This is a genomic window from Streptomyces sp. NPDC014734, from assembly GCF_043083325.1.
Taxonomy (GTDB): Bacteria; Actinomycetota; Actinomycetes; order Streptomycetales; family Streptomycetaceae; genus Streptomyces.
The window spans coordinates 81,804-97,604 of record NZ_JBIBYN010000012.1; the positions used below are offsets into that span (position 1 = coordinate 81,804).

Annotated in this window: 10 protein-coding genes; 8 read left to right on the plus strand and 2 right to left on the minus strand. The window is 74.2% G+C overall.

Annotated elements, in window-relative coordinates; translation table 11 throughout:
- A partial coding sequence (locus ACF1CT_RS20410) for an SUKH-4 family immunity protein (RefSeq protein WP_391785292.1) occupies positions 1-1,386 on the plus strand: 1,386 nt, incomplete at its 5' end.
- Between the two features lie 280 nt (positions 1,387-1,666).
- On the plus strand, positions 1,667-2,497 hold the full coding sequence (locus ACF1CT_RS20415) for a cellulose-binding protein (protein WP_391785293.1): 831 nt from the start codon (positions 1,667-1,669) through the stop codon (positions 2,495-2,497).
- Positions 2,498-2,561: 64 nt separating this feature from the next.
- Here ACF1CT_RS20415 and ACF1CT_RS20420 read toward each other — a convergent pair whose 3' ends face one another.
- Positions 2,562-4,181, minus strand: coding sequence for a cation acetate symporter (locus ACF1CT_RS20420; RefSeq protein WP_391785294.1), 1,620 nt, complete (start codon positions 4,179-4,181; stop codon positions 2,562-2,564).
- Entirely contained in the window at positions 4,178-4,684 is a 507-nt protein-coding gene (locus tag ACF1CT_RS20425) for a DUF485 domain-containing protein (RefSeq protein ID WP_391785295.1), read from the minus strand. The genes ACF1CT_RS20420 and ACF1CT_RS20425 overlap by 4 nt, the downstream gene beginning before the upstream one ends.
- Before the next feature lie 639 nt (positions 4,685-5,323).
- On the opposite strand from ACF1CT_RS20425, the gene ACF1CT_RS20430 reads away from it, so the two are divergent.
- The 6 genes from ACF1CT_RS20430 to ACF1CT_RS20455 all read left to right on the plus strand — a co-directional run bounded on the left by ACF1CT_RS20430 (position 5,324) and on the right by ACF1CT_RS20455 (position 15,749).
- On the plus strand, positions 5,324-6,112 hold the full coding sequence (locus ACF1CT_RS20430; RefSeq protein ID WP_391785296.1) for an ABC transporter ATP-binding protein: 789 nt from the start codon (positions 5,324-5,326) through the stop codon (positions 6,110-6,112).
- Positions 6,109-8,688 (plus strand): ABC transporter permease, encoded by a 2,580-nt coding sequence (locus tag ACF1CT_RS20435; RefSeq protein ID WP_391785297.1) that lies wholly within the window; start codon positions 6,109-6,111, stop codon positions 8,686-8,688. Before ACF1CT_RS20430 ends, ACF1CT_RS20435 begins: the two co-directional genes overlap by 4 nt.
- 427 nt (positions 8,689-9,115) lie before the next feature.
- A complete protein-coding gene (locus ACF1CT_RS20440) occupies positions 9,116-9,379 on the plus strand; it encodes a hypothetical protein (protein ID WP_391785298.1) in 264 nt (87 codons plus the stop codon).
- Between the two features lie 9 nt (positions 9,380-9,388).
- A complete protein-coding gene (locus ACF1CT_RS20445) occupies positions 9,389-11,410 on the plus strand; it encodes a BTAD domain-containing putative transcriptional regulator (protein WP_391785299.1) in 2,022 nt (673 codons plus the stop codon).
- 6 nt (positions 11,411-11,416) lie between these two features.
- Positions 11,417-13,732 carry a TOMM precursor leader peptide-binding protein gene (locus tag ACF1CT_RS20450; protein WP_391785300.1) on the plus strand — a complete coding sequence of 772 codons (2,316 nt, stop codon included), beginning with the start codon at positions 11,417-11,419 and terminating at the stop codon, positions 13,730-13,732.
- Positions 13,722-15,749 carry a TOMM precursor leader peptide-binding protein gene (locus ACF1CT_RS20455; protein WP_391785301.1) on the plus strand — a complete coding sequence of 676 codons (2,028 nt, stop codon included), beginning with the start codon at positions 13,722-13,724 and terminating at the stop codon, positions 15,747-15,749. The genes ACF1CT_RS20450 and ACF1CT_RS20455 overlap by 11 nt, the downstream gene beginning before the upstream one ends.
- The last annotated feature ends 52 nt before the right edge of the window (positions 15,750-15,801 follow it).

Sequence of the window (15,801 nt, forward strand, 5' to 3'; positions counted from 1 at the left end):
GTGCCGCCTCCGCCGCCGGGTGCGACGCCTCCGCCGGGTGGTGGGGTGCATCATGCGGCGACGATGCTCGCGGACCCGAGCATGGGCGGCCAGGGTGCGCTGCGGCCTCCCGGTCCTCCCGGTCCGCCGGGTGCGCCGGGTGCGCCGGGTGTGCCGGGTGGGGCGACTCCGCCGCCCGGTGTGCCGGTGCCGCCTCCGCCGCCGGGTGCGACGCCTCCGCCGGGTGGTGGGGTGCATCATGCGGCGACGATGCTCGCGGACCCGAGCATGGGCGGCCAGGGAGCTCCGCAGCCGCCCGGCCCGCCCGGGATGCCGCAGGGGGGGCCGGGCTCCGTGCCTCCTCCCGGGCACACGCCTCCCCCCGGGCACACCCCGCCTCCTCCGGCGTACGGGTATCCGCAGCAGACCGGGCAGCCGACCGTCGGACCCGGCTACCAGGCCGTGCTGCGCTACCGCGCGCCCGACGGCAGCGAGCAGCAGCTGATCCGCCGTTCGGCGCCGGGCACCCCGCACCCGGAGTGGCAGATGCTGTACGAGCTGCAGGCGATGAACGTGCCGCCGCAGCAGGTCATCGAGCTGCACACCGAGCTGGAGTCGTGCGAGCTGCCCGGTGGCTACTGCGCGCGGATGATCCGTGAGACGTGGCCGCAGGTGCGGATCACCAGCGTCGCCCCGTACGGCACCGATCACGCCAGTCGGCAGCAGGGCATGCAGCACCTGCTGACGCACCAGGGCGAGCTGCACCAGGTGGCGGACGGCCCGTCGCGTCCGGCCCCGGTGCGGGCGCCGCTGCCGCAGGTGCCGCCCGCTCCGGCGGTGCCGCCGGAGGCCATCGCCCAGGAGCTGCTGCAGAGCTTCGGGCCGCAGGGCGTCCTGCGCTTCGATCAGCGTGCGGTGTCCCGGCAGGGTGTGCCGGAGCCGGTGGCGCGGACGCTGGTGTGGGCGGGGCTGCCCGCCGACTTCGGGCCGTTCTTCTGGGCGCAGCCCGGGCAGCCGGTGGTGCCGACGCTGGGTGAGCTCGCCGCGCAGCGGCAGGTGCAGGCCGCGCCCGACGCGGGGTCGTATCTCGTGATGGGGACCGACTTCGGGCGGGCGATCTGTGTCCAGTACGGCACGGCCAACATTGTCGCGGTGCCGGTCGAGGCCGGTCCGGGCGGGCAGTCGGTGGCGCCGCAGTTCGTGAACACGGGGCTGCCGGAGTTTCAGCGTTCGATGGCGTTGCTGGGCCGGATGTGGCGGCTGCGGTTCGGTCTGAATCCGGAGCAGGCGGGCCGCTGGACCGTCGATTTCCAGGCTCAGCTCGCGGCGCTGGACGCGGCGGCCCTGGCGTCGCCGGAGAGCTGGTGGTCGGTTCTCGTCGAGCAGATGTGGGACGGGCTGATCTGATTCGGGACCGTGCCGTCGGATTCGATCGGGACGGTGGTTTTGCGGGTGCGGCTCCCGGCCCCCGGGGAGGGGGCGGGTGCCGCACCGTGTGTGGTCTGTGATGCCGGTCGCTTCCGTCTTGAAAGCAACTGATCGATTCCGACTTCTGTGCGAATTGCCGCATCCTTGACCTATTGCTGATGGTCGACGAGTCGGAAAGAGGGCTTCAGGGATGAGTTCTGCACCGGTGTCCGGGCTTGGATTCGTCGGCATGCGGGGGCGTGGTTACCGTCCGGAGCAGGTGGATCGTGCTCTGGCCGGACTGGAGGCGGAGCGGGACGGGGCGCGGGAGCGGCTGGCCGGGCTGACCGCGCGGGTGGAGGAGCTGGCGGCCGAGGCGGTGCGGCTGGGCGAGGTCGTCGCGGGGCTCGCTCCGCAGGACTACGCGTCGCTCGGCGAACGGGCCCAGCGGATTCTGGCGCTCGCGGAGGGGGAGGCCGAGTCCTTGCGGGGGGCCGTCCGGGAGGAGGCGCAGGCGCTGTGGGACGCGGTGGACGAGGCGGGCCGGGTGCTGCGGGAGTCGGCGCGGGCGGACGCCGAGGCGCTGCGGGAAGCGGCCGGGAAGTACGCCGACGAGACGTTGTCCCGGGCCCGGGAGTCGGCGGCGCAGACCGTCGCCGAGGCGCGTGCGGAGGCGGACGGGCTGGAAGCGGAGTCCCGGTCGATGACGGAGGAGACGCACCGTCGTACCGCGAGCGTTCTCGCCCACCAGGAGCAGGAGCACACGGAGCGGTGGAAGGCGGCCGAGGGCGAACTCGCCGAGGCCGACGCGGTGCAGGTGGCGCACCATGAGGAGCTGACCGGCCGGGCGGAGGACCGGCTGGCCGAGGCGCGGCGGGAGCTGGCCCGGGCGGAGGAGGAGGCGCGGCACCGCCGGGAGGACACCGAGGCGCGGGCGGCGGAGCTGATCGCGGAGGGCCGGCTGCGCGAGGAGCGGGTGGTCCGGGAGACGGAGCGGCTTCTGCGGGAGCACGAGGAGGCGCGCGAGGAGGTGCACGCGCACATGGCGCACGTGCGCAACTCGCTCGCTGCGCTGACCGGACGGGTGAGCCCGGACCCGGCGGGGGACTGAGGGCCCGTCGGTCCCGGCGGGGAGCCGGGGCGGGCCCGCCGGGACCGGTCGTGCGCGGCGGTGTTCAGTCGCGCGGCGTCGGTGACGCGCCGGTCAGGATGCGTCGCTCCTCTCCCTGGTACAGCCTGCGTGCGGTGGGGGCGGTGTGCCGGGGCAGCACGGTGCCGAGCCAGCCGGCGAGGAATCCGGCGGGGATGGAGACGAGCCCGGTCGTGGTGTACGGGAACCAGTTGAAGTCGTGGTTCGGGAAGACCGAGGAGGGCGAGCCGGAGACCAGGTTGGTGCCGGTGATCAGCACCATGACGGTGGTGGTGCCGACGATCAGGGTGCACAGCAGGCCGGTGCGGGTGAAGCGCCGCCAGAACATGCTGTAGACGAGGGCGGGGGCCAGGGCGGACGCGCCGACGCAGAACGAGAGGGTGGCCAGGGCCTGTACGTTCCAGTGCCGGGCCACGACGGCGAGGGTGGTGGCGAGCAGCCCGACGACGATCGCGGAGGCCTGTGCCATGCGCATCTCGGAGCGGCCCGGCAGCGGTTTCCCGCCGGGGCGGCGCATTCCGCGCAGGCCGTGGGCGAAGAGGTCGTGGGCGAGGGAGTTCGCGCAGGCAAGGATCATTCCGGCCACGGACGCGAGCAGGGTCAGGAAGATCGCTGTCGTCATCGTCGTGACGACGAGGGCGCCCGCCCGGCCGCCGCTCGCGACGGCACCGGTCACCTGGAGGACGGCGCTGTTCCCGGACGCTCCGGCGGCGGTGATGCCGTCGTGGCCGACGAGTGCCGCGGCCCCGAAGCCGATCACGACGAGCAGCAGGCAGATTCCGGCCACCACGCCGATCGCCCAGGACAGTGAGCGGCGGACGGCGGGGGAGGAGCGGACACTCGTCAGGCGCATGGTGACGTGGGGCAGGCAGGCGGCGCCGAGGACCACGGTGAGTTCGGAGCTCACCATGTCGAGTCCGCTGCCCTGGAACTGGAGCCCGGAGCGCAGATACGCGGCTCCCTCGCCGCTGTTCTGCCGGGCTGCCGCGATCAGGGAGTCGGTGCTCCAGTCGAACCGTTTCATGATCAGTACGGCGATGGTGAACGCGGCGACGAGCAGGACGACGGTCTTCACGATCTGGATCAGCGCGGTGCCCCGCATGCCGCCGATCGCCGCGTAGGCGATCATCAGGACGCCGAGGCCGATGATGGCGCCGGAGCGGAATCCGGAGGTGTCGAACCCCAGGATGAAGGCGAGCAGGTCGCCGCTGCTGGCGAGCTGGACGACCATCATGGGGATGAGGGCGGCGAGGGTGGTGGCGCAGGCGGCGACGCGGACGGCCCGTCCGGGGGCGCGGCGCACGAGGAGGTCGCCCATGGTGAACCCGCCGGTGTTGCGCAGGGGTTCGGCGAGCAGGAACATCAGCAGGACCAGTGACAGGGTGATGCTCAGGGCGAGGATCATCCCGTCGTAGCCGGTGAGGGCGATGATGCCGGTGGTGCCGAGGACCGTGGCGGCGGAGAGGTAGTCGCCGGCGAGGGCGAGACCGTTGCGGCGCGGCGACAGGGTGCGGGAGCCGGAGTAGAACTCGTCGAGGTCGTCGCGGTCGGGGCCGGTCATCACGCAGAGCAGCAGGGCGAGGGTGCCCACGGCCAGGAAGGCCACCAGGGACATCGACCGGGCGGAGTCGTCGAATCCGTTCACTGGTCCGCTGCCTCTTTCCGGATCCGGGCGGCGAGCGGGTCGACCGTGCGGCGGGCGGTCCGTTCGTACCGGACGACGGCGAGCAGGGTCACGGGGAGCTGGCAGAACGCGAGTGCCAGGCCGAGGTTGAGGCCGCCGAACAGGGGGCGTTCCAGTTGGTCCCCGGCGAAGCCGGAGAGCAGCAGGAAGACGACGAACCAGCCGAGCGCGGTAAGGACGGCGACGCGCCTGAGCTGCCGGTAGGAGGTGCGCAGCCGACGCAGGTCGCCGTGGCGGACGGCGGCGGCGGCCGGGGCTGCGCGGGGGGCGCCGTGATCGTGCGGCGGGTCCGGGAACGTCGCGGGCCGGGAGCGTTGCCAGGGCAGCAGGTAGTCGGCGTGTTGCGGCGGCGGGGACTGCGGCCGGGGCCGGTGGGGCGACTCGTGCGGCGGCTGGGGCGGCTGGTGCTGCTGTCCGGGCCAGGAGGCGTACGGGGACGGTGGCGGGGGGTTTCCGTGCGACATCGGGGTGCTGCTCCTTGCGTGGCTCGGATCCTGGCTGGACGGCAAGCAGGAGTGCGGGGGAAGTGCGGTCGGAAGCGTGAACATTACTCGCGGGTACTTCGGTTGGGGAGTACCTGGCGTGAACTGCCCAGCGGATTGGCTCAGTTGCACGAGATTGCGCGGGGACGGAGTCTTCCGGGCGTGATCGCGGTGAACATCCGGTACGCCGGTGTCGCGAGGCGACACGGGGAGTGCGGCTGCCGGGGCGGGGCGGGGCGGGGCGGCGGGACGGCGGGACGGGGCGGGCAGGGCGGGGCGGCGGTGGCGCGTGCCCGTCGGCGCCACCCCTGAGAAGCCGCCCGGTTCGGGGGCCGGACCCCCTAGGGGGCGCTCCCCAGTTCTGCCCGGGTGCGGTTCGTCCCGGCGGAGGACGTGATGACCGGGGGCGTTTTCTAGCGTGGAACATGCACGCGGAGAAGCGGCGGACATCCGCCGCACGCGGCCGGCCCCGGGGGGCGGGCGGGGGCGACCCCGCCCGGGGGACCGGCCGCGGACCGGTGCGCCGAACTCTTCGGACCGGCACGGCCCCGCACGCGTACCACGAGCTCGCGGTGCGCGTGCCGCCGCGTCCGAGTACCTACCGACAACAGGAGACGAACCGTGACAACGGCTGTGACCATTCCCCGGCACGGGGGTACCGGAAAGCGGACGGCCGTCGCCGCTCGGGCGCGGCAGGTCGTCAAGGCGTACGGCGAGGGGGAGACCCGGGTCGTCGCCCTCGACCACGTCGACGTCGACATCGACCGCGGGCAGTTCACGGCCATCATGGGTCCGTCCGGCTCCGGCAAGTCGACCCTGATGCACTGTCTGGCCGGTCTGGACACCGTGACCTCCGGTCAGATCTTCCTGGACGAGACGGAGATCACCGGGCTCAAGGACAAGAAGCTCACCCAGCTCCGCCGCGACCGGATCGGCTTCATCTTCCAGGCGTTCAACCTGTTGCCCACGCTCGACGCACTGGAGAACATCACGCTGCCGATGGACATCGCGGGCCGCAGGCCGGACGCGGCCTGGCTCCAGCAGGTCGTGGAGACGGTCGGCCTCGCCGGGCGGCTGAAGCACCGGCCGACCCAGCTCTCCGGCGGGCAGCAGCAACGCGTCGCGGTGGCCAGGGCGCTCGCCGCCCGTCCCGAGATCATCTTCGGTGACGAACCCACCGGGAACCTGGACTCGCGGGCAGGCGCCGAGGTGCTGGGCTTCCTGCGCAGGTCGGTGGACGAACTCGGCCAGACCATCGTGATGGTCACCCACGACCCCGTCGCCGCCTCCCACGCGGACCGGGTGCTGTACCTCGCCGACGGGCGCATCGTCGACGAGATGCGCCGGCCGACGGCCGAGCAGGTCCTCGACCGGATGAAGAACTTCGACGCACGCGGGCGGACGTCATGACCGTCTGGAAGACATCGAGACGCAATTTCCTCGCGCACAAGGGGCGCATGGCGCTGTCCGCCGTCGCGGTCCTGCTGTCGGTGGCGTTCGTGTGCGGCACGCTCGTCTTCACCGACACCATGAACACCACGTTCGACAAGCTCTTCGCCGCGACGGCCGCCGACGTCACCGTCGGCCCCCGGACCGACGACGAACCGTCCTCCCCCGGGGGCGGCAGGCCCGCCACGCTGCCCGCCGCCACCGTCGAGAAGGTCGCCGGGATCACCGGCGTGCGGTCCGCCGAGGGCGCGGTCACCAGCATGTCCGTCACCGTCGTCGACGCCCACGACACGAACATGGGCTCGACCACCGGCGCCCCGACCATCGCGGGCAACTGGACGCGCAACGACCTGCGTTCGATGGAGATCGCCTCCGGCCGCGCGCCGCGCGGCCCGACCGAGGTGATGGTCGACGCCGACACCGCCGACAAGCACCACCTGAAGCTCGGCGACACACTGCGCACCATCACCCCGCACGGCGACATCAAGGCCCGGATCAGCGGTATCGCCGCCTTCAAGGTCACCAACCCGGGTGCGGCCGTCGTCTACTTCGACACCGACACGGCCCAGCGGAAGCTGCTCGGCCGGGCCGACGTCTTCAGCCTGATCTCCGTCACCGCCGAATCCGGTGTCACCCACACCGCGTTGAAGAAGGACGTCGCCACCGCGCTCGGCGACCCGGCCACGTACCAGGTCCGGACCCAGCAGGAGACCGCGGACGAGAACAAGGACTCGATGGGCTCGTTCCTCGACGTCATGAAGTACGCGATGCTCGGCTTCGCCGGGATCGCCCTCCTCGTCGGCATCTTCCTGATCGTCAACACCTTCTCGATGCTGGTCGCCCAGCGCACCCGCGAGATCGGACTGATGCGGGCCATCGGGTCGAGCCGCAAGCAGGTCAACCGGTCCGTGCTGATCGAGGCGCTGTTCCTCGGCGTCGTCGGCTCCGCCCTCGGCGTCGCCGCCGGGATCGGCCTCGCCGTCGGCCTGATGAAACTCATGGGCGCCGTGGGCATGGAGCTGTCCACCGGGGACCTCACCGTGACCTGGACGACCCCGGTGGTCGGCCTCGCCCTCGGCATCGTCGTCACCGTCGTCGCCGCGTACGTCCCGGCCCGCCGCGCCGGGAAGATCTCCCCGATGGCCGCCCTGCGCGACGCCGGGACCCCCTCCGACGCCCGCTCCGGACGGGTCCGGGGCGCGATCGGCCTGCTCCTCACCCTCGGCGGCGGCGCCGCGCTGTACGCCGCGGCGCGTGCCGAGGAATCGGGCCGGGGATCGCTCTTCCTGGGGGTCGGGGTGCTGCTCACCCTGATCGGCTTCATCGTGATCGGGCCGCTGCTGGCCGGCCTCGTGGTCCGGGTGCTCGGCGTGGTCCTGCTGCGGGTCTTCGGCCCCGTCGGACGGCTCGCCGAACGCAACGCCCTGCGCAACCCGCGCCGCACCGGGGCGACCGGCGCCGCCCTGATGATCGGCCTCGCCCTGGTGGCCTGCCTCTCGGTCGTCGGCTCCTCCATGGTCGCCTCGGCCACCGAGGAGCTCGACAAGTCGGTCGGCGCCGACTTCATCGTCCAGCCCACCGGAGGCGGCTCGCTGATCGTGGGCCAGGCAGCCGGGGCCGTGCGGTCCGTACCGGGCATCGAGCACATCACCTCCTACCGGGCCGTCGGCGCCGCGCTCACCACCCCCGACGGCCGCACCGGGGACAAGATCCTGGCCGCCGTCGACCCCACCTACCGGGACGACGTCCGCCGAGAGACGGTCTCCGGGAAGCTCGCCGACGCGTACGGCAAGGACGCCATGTCCGTCGGCGAGACGTACGCGACCGAGCACCACGTCAAGGTGGGCGACCGGATCACCGTCGCGTTCAAGGGCGGCCGGACCGCGGAACTGAAGGTCGCCGCGATCACCGCGGACGACGTGAACATCGACAAGGGCGCGATGTACACGAACATCGCGACCGCCGAGCGGTACCTCCCCGCCGACGCCCTGCCGGACACCATGCTGATGTTCGCGAAGGCGGAGGACGGCAAGGAGAAGGAGGTCTACGCCGCCCTCAAGAGCGCCCTCGCCCCGTACCCGCAGTACGAGGTCCGCAACCAGGCCGACTTCAAGGAGATGATGAAGGACCAGATCGGCCAACTGCTGAACATCGTCTACGGGCTGCTCGCGCTCGCGATCGTCGTCGCCGTGCTCGGAGTGGTGAACACCCTGGCCCTGTCCGTGGTCGAGCGGACCCGCGAGATCGGCCTGATGCGCGCCATCGGGCTCTCCCGTCGCCAGTTGCGCCGGATGATCCGGCTGGAGTCCGTGGTCATCGCGGTCTTCGGGGCCCTGCTCGGCCTCGGGCTGGGCATGGGCTGGGGCACCGCGGCCCAGAAGCTGCTGGCCCTGGAGGGCCTCGGCGTCCTGGAGATCCCGTGGCCGACGATCCTCACGGTGTTCGTCGCCTCGGCCTTCGTCGGCCTGTTCGCCGCCCTGGTGCCGGCGTTCCGGGCGGGCAGGATGAACGTCCTGAACGCGATCGCCTCGGAGTGACGCGAGGGCCGCGCGGCGGCGGCCCGAGGGCCTGCGGGAACGGGGGAGGCCCCATTCGCCCCCCCACTCCCTCCTCCGCCCCGGAGTCCGAAGCCGCATGACGCCGCTCACTGCTCCACCCCTGTCGCTCTCCGGCTCGTTAGTGCGTACCGGGCGCCCCCGGGCAGACGGGACTTTCGCAACACGCCCTACGATGACTGACCGGCCCCGGGGTGTTCCTCCAACCCCCCGGGGCCGATGGCGTGCCCGTGCCCGTGCCCGTGCGTCCGTACCGGACGTTCCGGGACCGGGCGCGCCCGGTTGCACGAAGCTGCCGCGGGCCGTGCAGCAAGCTGACACGAGCCTCCCTGCTCCCGTGCCCTTCTCGCTGGCATCGTCGTTCTGCCGGGAGCCCCCCGGCAGGACGCAACAGCCGAAGGGGACAAAGGTGTTCAGTTCTTCGCTTTCACGGCGGCCGGCCGCCGTCGCCCGTACCGCCGCCGTCACCGGCCTCGCCCTCGCCGCGTTCGCGCTCGGCGCCGGCACCGCCTCCGCGGCGCAGGCCGCTTCCCCGGAGACCGCGGCGGCCGGGCAGCTCCCCGGGCACGCCGCCGACCGGGTCTGTACCGGCCCGGAGGCGGTTCTCGGCCAACTTTCCCTGCCCGCACCGGCGTCGGTGCCGGTGTGCAAGCTGGTCAACGGCTGGGACTAGACCGCGGTGATGCGGTTTCAGCTGCTCGGCCCGCTGACCCTGACCGACGGCCCGGAGGCCGTCGTGCTCCAGCCGTCGAAGCCGACGATCCTGCTCGCGGCACTCCTCCTGCACGCCAACTCCGTGGTGTCCGCCGACTACCTCCAGCGGGCCGTGTGGGGAGAGGAACAGCCGGCCACCGCCAAGGCCGCGCTCCAGACCTGTGTGCTGCGGCTGCGCAGGCTCTTCACCAAGCAGGGGGTGACCGAGACGTCGATCGAGGCGGTCCCCGGCGGCTACCGGATCACCGCCGAGCCGCGCACCCTCGATCTGCTCGGCTTCCGGGACCAGGTGCGCCGCGCGGTGGTCCTGTCCCACGACCCGGAGTCGGAACTCTGCGAGCTCAAGGACGCGCTGTCGCTGTGGCAGGGCTCCCTGCTCGCCAACGTGCGCTCCGACGTGCTGCACCGGGACGAGGTGCCGCGCCTCGCCGAGGAACGGCTGCGCAGCGTGGAACGGGTCTGTGATCTGCTGCTGGGGCTCGGACGGCACGGCGAGGCGCTCGTCGAACTATGGACCGCTACGCGCGTATACCCGGGCCATGAGCGGCTCCACGAGCAGCTGATCGAGGCGCTCTACCGGACGGGGCGGCAGACCCAGGCCCTCGCCGAGTACCGGAGGGTGAAGGGGTTCCTGCTGGACGAGCTGGGGGTCGACCCCTCGCCCGCCCTCCAGCAGTTGGAGCTCGCGATCCTGCGCGGCGAGGACCTGGGACCGGGGGACGGCCGGACGGCCCTGCCGTCCCGTGCCGTCGCGGGGACCGCCCTCGGCGACGCACGGGTGCTCGAAGGACCGGTGGTCACGGCCACGGACCCGGTCCCGCCACCGACGGCCCCCGCCGGGGAGCCCGCACGCACCGGCACGGGGGCGGTGGCGACCACCGGGGCCCCGGTCCTGCGCCCGGCGACGGTCCGGGCCCCCGTCCGGGGGCCGGGCACGGTCATGGTTCCGGCGGCGGCTGCGGTGCCGCCCCCGGCCGCGGTGACGGCCGTTGCCGCCGGGGCACGGGCCGCCGGGGTCCCGACCGGTACGGCCGCGCCGCCCGCGGCCCCCTCGGTCCCGAACTTCACCGGGCGCGACGCCGAGACCGCCGCCATGACGGCCCGGCTCACCGCGTCCGTCGACGACGCCGACCGGCACCCGCCCACCATCCTGGTGTCGGGGGCGCCCGGCATCGGCAAGTCGGCCCTCGCCCACCACGTCGCCCATCTGGTGCGGCAGGCGTTCCCGGGCGGCAGGCCGCTCATCCGGGCCACCCGGCAGGACGGCGAGGCCCGGACCGCCACCGACATCGCGGCGGAGGCGTCGGCGGCCCTGCGCCCCGGCGGGGACGGCGGGCGCGTCCTGCTCGTCCTCGACGACGTCGTGGACGCCGACCAGGTGCGCCCGGTACTGCCCGCCGTCGCCCAGGCGCAGGGGGCGGTGATCGTCACCAGCCGGATGGGCCTCGCCGGGCTCGTCGCCACGCACGGCGGCTGGGTGCACCGGCTCTCCGTGTTCACCGGGGCCGAGTCGTACGCGCTGCTGGTCTCCGTGCTCGGCCCCGAACGCGTCGGCGCGGAACCGGACGCGGCCCGTCGGCTGACCGAGCTGTGCGGCCACCTCCCGCTCGCCCTGCGCATCCTGACGGCCCGGCTGCTGACCCGTCCCGCGCTGCGGCTCGGCGACGCCGTCGACTGGCTCGGCGACGACCCGCTGCCCCGGCTCACCCTCACCGACTCCCCGAGCCTGTCCGTGACCGCCGTGCTCGACGGTGCGCTGAACCGGCTCGACCCGCGGCTCTCCGCGGTCTTCCTCCGGGCCGCCGCCGACACCGGGGGCACCTTCACCGCCGACGACCTCCCGTCCGTCACCGAAGCGGCCCTGGAACGGCTGGCCGACGCCGGGCTGCTGGAGGACGGCCCGCCCGGCCCGTACCGGATCCATGAACTGCTCCGCGCCCACGCACGAAGAACCGACCAGGAACGCATCCGCCGCACAGAGAAGGTGTGACTCCCCATGGCCGAGACCGCCGAGACCGCCGCACGCGCCCCCGAGCCCGTCGCGAACGCCTCCGGAACCACCGCGCCCGCCGCGTCGCCCGCACCCGGGGCCGCGAAGGGCGCCGCCGGGACCGCGACGTTCGACGCGCTGGCCGCGACCCGGCCGCGCATCCGCCGCGACGTCCTGTTCACCGAGACCCCCGGCGGGGTGCTCTTCCACAACGCCGACGGCGGGTTCCACCTGGCCGGCCGCACCGCCTACCGCTTCGCCTCGCTCGTCGTCCCGCACCTCACCGGCCACCACCGCCTCGCCGACCTCTGCGCGGGCTTCGGACCGGCTCAGCGGGCGATGGCCGCGGAACTCGTCAAGACGCTGTACGAGCGGGAGTTCGCCCGCGACGTGCCCGAGCCCGGCACCGGGCCCGAGGCGGTGCCGGACGAGGTCGCCGAACGGTTCGCCGCGCAGATCGCCTACATCGACCACTACACCGACGGCGCCGCCGAACGCTTCGCCCGGTTCCGCGCCACCCGGGTCGCCGTGCTCGGCGACGACGAGATCGCCCGCTGGTGCGCGCTGAGCCTGCTGCGCAACGGGTGCGTGCGGATCGGCACGACCGCGGAGTTCGGCGACGTCACGGCCGAGGCGGGCCGGGCGACCGCCCGCGCCGACCGGATCACCGCCGGTGCGGGGGCCGGCTGGAAGGAGCTGGACGGGTACGACGTCGTCGTGGTGACCGGCGCCGGGGCCGGGCCGCGCACCCACCGGCTGCTGGCCGCCGGGGTGCCGGAGGGCCGGACCCTGATCCCCGCCTGGCTGTTCGGCGAACGCCTGGTGGTGGGCCCGCTGGCCACCGCCTCCTCCACCGGCTGCTGGTCCTGCGCCGTGCTGCGACTGGCGGGCAACGTGGACGCGGGCACGGCCGCCGAGCTGTGGAGCCAGGCGGCGGGCGCGGCACCGGTGGACGAGGACGCCCTCCGCGGCCCGGTCGCCGCGATGGCCGGCAACCTCCTCGGATACGAGATCTTCCGCCTCACCACCGGCGCGCTGCCCGCCGAGACCGACCGCCAGGTCCTGATCCAGGACCTCGCCTCGCTCGACGTGATGTCCGAACCGGTCCGCCCGCACCCCCGCTGCGCACGCTGCGCCGGCCCGGACGACCGCGAGCCCGCGGCGGCCCTGCCCGACGGCCTGGCGCTGCCGGTCACCGCGACCGTGGAGACCGCCCGCGACGCGGAGGCCATGGTCGACGAGCTGAACCGGCACAGCGCGGCGCTGGTGCGCCCGCACACCGGGATCTTCCGGCGCTGGGACGACGAGGCGCTGACCCAGACCCCGTTGAAGATCAGCCGGGTCGAGGTGGCGCTCGGGGCGGGGGCGCGGCGCCGGATCGCCGCCTTCGACGTGCACCACTTGGCGGGCGCGCGGATGCGGGCCCTGTACGCGGCGGCGACCGTGTACGTCGAGCACCTGGTGCCCCTCGACACCGCGGCGGTCACGGACGGGGCGACGGACCGGGCCGCGGCCCGGGTGCTCGGCCCGGACGCGCTGACGACCGGCGGCGGCACCGGGGCGCTCCCGGACACCTGGACGGTCGCCACCTCGCTGACCGGCAAGGAACCGGTCCGGGTGCCCGCCGCGGCGGTGCGGAGCTTCGGCGCGCACAACCGGGAGCGCGTCCACCTCGCGACGGCGGCGGGTTCGGGCGCCGGGGCCGACGCCCGGGAGGCGGCCGGCACCGGCCTGATGTCGGCACTGGCGCACGACGCGCTGCTGCGGGCGGTCGGCTCCACCACACCGGTCCGCCCGGTCGCCGCCGACGGCGACGACGCGGAGCTGGTGTTCCTGCTGAAGTCCGCGGCCAACCTGGACCTCGCGGTGGAACTGCTGGACCTGGGCGAGGCGGAGCGCACCACGGCCCACGTGGTGCTGGCCCGGGAGGCCGACGGCGGGAACGCCCGGGGCCGGTGGGCGGTCGGTGCGGGGCTCTCGCGCCGGGCGGCGGCCTGCGCGGCGCTGCGGGACCTGCTCGGGCGGGCACAGCTCGACGCCGAGGACCCGGCCGCGCCGGTGGACACCGGTGACCCGCTGGTCCGTGACCTGGCGGCGGCGAGCATCGCGGTCACGGACGGGCCGGTCGCCGTGGACGGGCCCACGACCACGTTCGACGCGGTCCTCGACGGGCTCCGGGAGGCGGGCCGGGACGCCCTGTACGTGCCGACCACCCCGGCCGACCTCGCCGCGGGCGGCATCAGCACCGCCCGGGTGCTGCTGACCGTCGACGGCGGCGCGGCGGGCGCGGCGGAAGGAGAGGGCGGCCCCGATGCCCGTTGACACCCCGGTCCGGGAAACCCCCGCGCTGACCCGGTCCGCGCACGTCCTCGCGGAGGCGCTCCGGGAGGCACTGGCACGGCACGGCACGCCGCCCCCACTGGACGTGGCTCCCCTCGGGGTGCGTGACGCCTTCGCGGACGAACCGGCGGACGTGGGCGGCATCGACCGCCCCGGTCCGTACCGCGGCTCCGGCACCGGTACCGGCCAGACCGCCGGGGCCGCCGTGCCCGTGCGGTTCTACGGCCGGCACGCCGTCGTCGGCCCCTTCGCACCCGTCGGCGCCCTTCCGTCCGGGGGGCCCGGCGGCACCGGGCGGGCCTGCGTCCGGTGCCTGGAGCGGCGCTGGCAGGCGGTCCGCTCGGTCGCGCTGCGCGAGGCGCTGGAACTCGGCTCGGGGACCAGGGCCGCCGGTGAGTCGCCGTACCCCACACCGTTCGCCGCGCACGCCCTCGCCGGACTCGTCGCCGCCGGGCTCGCCGGGAACGGGCCGGACCCCGGGGCCCGGCCCGTCGTGCACCTGGTGGACCTGGAGACCCTGACGGTCCGGCACTACCCGCTCGTCCCCGACCCCGAGTGCCCGCGCTGCGGGGTGACCGAGCCCGACACCGTCGAGGCCGCGACGCTCACCCTGCGGCCCGCGCCCAAGCGCCGCCCGGGCGGCTTCCGGGTCCGGGACATCGGGGCGTACGACCTGCCGGTCGAGCCGTACGCCAACCCGGTGTGCGGGTCGCTCGGCCCGTCCGTCGTCCAGGACGTCTCCTCCACCTCCACGTCCGCGACCATCGGCTGCTTCTCCATGCGCTCGGGGGAGTACCTGCGCGAGACGTTCTGGGGCGGGCACGCCGACACCTTCGCCGAGAGCATGCGGATCGGTGTGCTGGAGGGGCTGGAGCGGTACGCGGGCATGCGGTCCCGGGCCAAGCGGGCCGGGACCACGGACAGCCTGGACGCCCTGCGGGCCCGCGGCGAGCACGCGCTCGACCCGCGGGTGTGCGGGCTGTACTCGGACGACTTCCACCGCGCCAACCCCCGGGTCACCCCGTTCGCCCCGGACCGTCCGGTCCCCTGGGTGCGGGGCTGGTCCCTGCGCGACCGGCGCACGGTCCTGGTGCCCGAGGTCCTCACGTACTACCACGCGCCCGGCCTGGAGAACCGCTTCGTCCAGGAGAGCTCCAACGGCTGCGCGTCCGGCGGCTGCCTGGAGGAGGCCGTCTACTTCGGGCTGATGGAGGTCGTCGAGCGCGACGCGTTCCTGCTCGCCTGGTACGGGCGGGCCGGGCTGCCGGAGATCGACCCGGCCACCAGCCGCCGCCCGGCCACCCGGCACATGGTCGACCGGCTGGAGATGTACGGCTACGAGGCCCGCTTCTTCGACACCCGGATCACCTTCCCGATCCCCGTCGTCACCGGGGTGGCGGTCCGCCGGGACGGCGGGCCGGGCCTGATGTGCTTCGGCGCCGGGGCCGGGCTCGACCCGGAGGCGGCACTGGCCGGGGCGCTGTGCGAGATCGCCACCGACGCGGTGAACCTGCCCCGGCGCACCGAACGCGACCTGGAGCGGCTGCGCGCCATGGCCGCCGACTTCGACCGGGTCGAGGCGCTCCACGACCACCCGCTCGTCTACGGCCTGCCGGAGATGGGCCACCACGCGGACTTCCTGCTCGGTGGACCGGGCGCGCCCCGCCCGCCGAAGCGGTCCTTCGACACGTTGTACGGGGACGGCTCGGTGCTGCCCGTCTCCGACGATCTGCGCGAGGACCTGACCCGGTGCGTGGACGCGGTCACCGCCGCCGGATTCGACGTGATCGCCGTCGACCAGACCATGCCGGAACAGCGCGAGCTGGGGCTGACCACCGTCAGCGTCCTGGTGCCGGGGCTGCTGCCGATCGACTTCGGCCGGAGCAGACAGCGCGCCCTCGGCATGGACCGGCTGCGCACCGCCCTGCGCGTGGCCGGGCTGCGCGAGCACGACCTCACCGACGCCGACCTCAACCCGGCCCCGCACCCCTTCCCCTGACCGCCGACCGGACCCCGTACGCCCGCCGACCCGCCCGCACCCCCGCCCCGCA